Origin of the sequence: Pseudescherichia vulneris (assembly GCF_902164725.1) — a bacterium.
In the GTDB taxonomy this organism is placed as follows: domain Bacteria; phylum Pseudomonadota; class Gammaproteobacteria; order Enterobacterales; family Enterobacteriaceae; genus Pseudescherichia; species Pseudescherichia vulneris.
In genome coordinates this window covers 4267385-4270349 of the sequence record NZ_LR607338.1, presented here as the reverse complement: position 1 = coordinate 4270349, position 2965 = coordinate 4267385, and the positions used below count along the sequence as shown (strand labels likewise).

Annotated in this window: 2 protein-coding genes; both read left to right on the top strand. The window is 58.0% G+C overall.

Going from position 1 to position 2965, the window contains the following annotated elements:
* The first annotated feature begins 45 nt into the window (after positions 1–45).
* Complete coding sequence (mgtL, locus tag FN633_RS18660; RefSeq protein WP_370678336.1) at positions 46–99, top strand: mgtA regulatory leader peptide MgtL; 54 nt, start codon at positions 46–48, stop codon at positions 97–99.
* 143 nt (positions 100–242) lie between these two features.
* Positions 243–2945 carry a magnesium-translocating P-type ATPase gene (gene mgtA / locus FN633_RS17775; RefSeq protein WP_154058694.1) on the top strand — a complete coding sequence of 901 codons (2703 nt, stop codon included), beginning with the start codon at positions 243–245 and terminating at the stop codon, positions 2943–2945.
* Positions 2946–2965 lie beyond the last annotated feature (20 nt).

The window sequence follows — 2965 nt, the reverse complement described above, 5'->3', positions numbered from 1 at the left end:
CGTATACTGCACCGCGATTTTACTTTTGATCTTACCGGAGGCGACATGGATCCCGATCCCACCCCTCTCCCTCGATGGAGAACCCCTTTTTTCCGGTAAGCCTCACTTTATTGCCTTACCGGATGCGTAGGGCAGTAACGTCCTGAACGTTCCTGCATAAATTTTTCAGTGCCTGTCAGGTACGGCCTTGCCACGCCTGATGGCTGAACTGCGCTCGCTGCGGCGAGCGTGGGGGATATATCATGCTTATCAATATTACTCGCTGGCTGCGTCTGCGGCTGAACCGTCATCTGCCGCGCCGTCTGGTACAACGCGATCCGTTACCAAATGCGAAAAATGTGGCTGGCGCAGCCATTCCGCCAACCCTGACGGCACAGTGCCTGCGCGCGGCGGCGCTGGAGAAGCACGCGCTGTGGCAGGAATTTCACTCCCATCCCGAGGGACTGAATGCGGGGGAGGTAGAACAGAGCCGCGCCGCTCATGGTGACAACGCGCTTCCGTCAGAGACGCCTGCGCCATGGTGGGTGCACCTGTGGCTGTGCTATCGCAACCCCTTTAACCTGCTACTTACCGCGCTTGGCATTGTCTCCTATGCTACGGAAGATCTCTTTGCCGCGGGCGTTATCGCGCTGATGGTCGGGATCGCTACCCTGCTGAATTTTGTTCAGGAGGCGCGCTCCACCAGAGCGGCCGATGCACTCAAAGCGATGGTCAGCAATACCGCCACGGTTCTGCGCGTTATTAACGAGAAGGGCGAGAGCGCGTGGCTTGAGTTGCCTATCGATCAGCTGGTGGTTGGCGATATCATTAAACTCTCAGCCGGGGACATGATCCCCGCAGACTTACGTATTTTTCAGGCGCGGGATCTCTTTGTCGCCCAGTCGTCGCTGACCGGTGAGTCGCTGCCGGTAGAGAAAGTGGCGTCCAGCCGTCATCCGCAGCAAGCTAACCCGCTGGAGTGCGATACGCTGTGCTTTATGGGCACCACGGTGGTCAGCGGGAGCGCGCAGGCGATGGTTATTGCCACCGGGGGCGATACCTGGTTTGGGCAGCTCGCCGGGCGCGTCAGCGAGCAGGAGAGCGAGCCAAACGCCTTTCAGAAAGGCATCAGCCGCGTCAGCCTGCTGCTGATCCGCTTTATGATGGTGATGACGCCAATTGTGCTGCTGATCAACGGCTACACCAAAGGCGACTGGTGGGAGGCGGCGCTGTTTGCGCTCTCGGTTGCCGTGGGGTTAACTCCAGAGATGCTGCCGATGATCGTGACCTCAACCCTGGCACGAGGCGCGGTGAAGCTGTCAAAGCAGAAAGTGATTGTTAAGCATCTTGATGCCATCCAGAACTTTGGCGCAATGGACATTCTCTGTACCGACAAAACCGGCACGCTAACTCAGGATAAAATTGTGCTGGAGCACCACACCGATATCTCCGGCAACACGAGCACGCGCGTTCTGCACAATGCCTGGCTAAACAGCCACTACCAGACCGGGTTAAAAAATCTTCTCGATGTTGCGGTGCTGGAAGGCACTGATGAAGCGTCTGCCCGCACGCTATCAAACCGCTGGCAAAAGGTGGATGAGATCCCGTTTGATTTCGAGCGCCGCCGGATGTCGGTCGTGGTCAGCGAGCAGGCCGACGTGCACCAGCTGATCTGTAAAGGCGCATTGCAGGAGATCCTCAGCGTCTGTACTCAGGTGCGCTACCACGACGACATCGTTCCGTTAGATGAGACCATGCTGCGCCGCATCAGCCGCGTGACCGATAACCTCAACCGCCAAGGGCTACGTGTGGTTGCCGTTGCCAGTAAAATCCTGCCAGCACGGACAGGGGACTACCAGCGCATTGACGAATCCGATCTGATCCTCGAAGGCTACATTGCTTTCCTCGATCCACCGAAAGAGACCACCGCCCCGGCGCTAAAAGCGCTGAAGGCCAGTGGCATTAGCGTAAAAATACTTACCGGTGACAGCGAACTGGTGGCGGCGAAGGTATGCCACGAAGTAGGGCTGGCGGCGGGCGAGGCAGTCACGGGCAGCGACATTGAAACGCTCTCCGATGACGAGTTGGCCCAGCTGGCGCAGCGCACCACGCTGTTTGCTCGCCTGACGCCGTTGCACAAGGAGCGCATCGTCTCGCTTCTGCGCCGCGAGGGGCACGTGGTGGGCTTTATGGGCGACGGCATTAACGATGCTCCGGCGCTGCGGGCGGCGGATATCGGCATCTCCGTGGATGGCGCGGTAGATATCGCGCGTGAAGCCGCAGATATCATCCTGCTGGAGAAGAGCCTGATGGTGCTGGAAGCTGGGGTGATTGAAGGCCGCCGTACCTTTGCCAACATGCTGAAGTACATCAAGATTACCGCCAGCTCTAACTTCGGCAACGTCTTTAGCGTTCTGGTCGCCAGCGCATTTCTGCCCTTTTTGCCGATGCTGCCCCTGCATCTGCTGGTGCAGAACCTGATGTACGATCTTTCTCAGGTGGCGATCCCGTTTGATAACGTGGACGAGGAGCAGATCCGCAAGCCGCAGCGGTGGAACCCCGCCGATCTTGGGCGCTTCATGCTGTTCTTTGGCCCGATCAGCTCGATTTTCGATATTCTGACCTTCTGCCTGATGTGGTTTGTTTTTCACGCCAATACGCCAGCAGAGCAGGGGCTGTTTCAGTCTGGCTGGTTTGTCGTCGGGCTGCTGTCGCAAACCCTGATTGTGCATATGATCCGTACCCGGCGGATCCCGTTTATCCAGAGCCGTGCCGCCTGGCCCGTGATGCTTATGACGCTGCTGGTGATGGTGATCGGGATCGCGCTGCCGTTCTCACCGCTGGCGGGCTATTTGCAGCTTCGGGCCCTGCCGCTGAGTTATTTCCCATGGCTGATTGCCATTTTGGCGGGGTATATGGCGTTAACCCAGCTAGTTAAGGGATTCTACAGCCGTCGGTATGCGTGACAGTAAGCGATTGTGTTTCA

Coding starts and splice junctions, on each gene's coding strand:
- mgtA (WP_154058694.1), top strand. CDS start 243: ATGCTTATCAATATTACTCGCTGGCTGCGTCTGCGGCTGAACCGTCAT.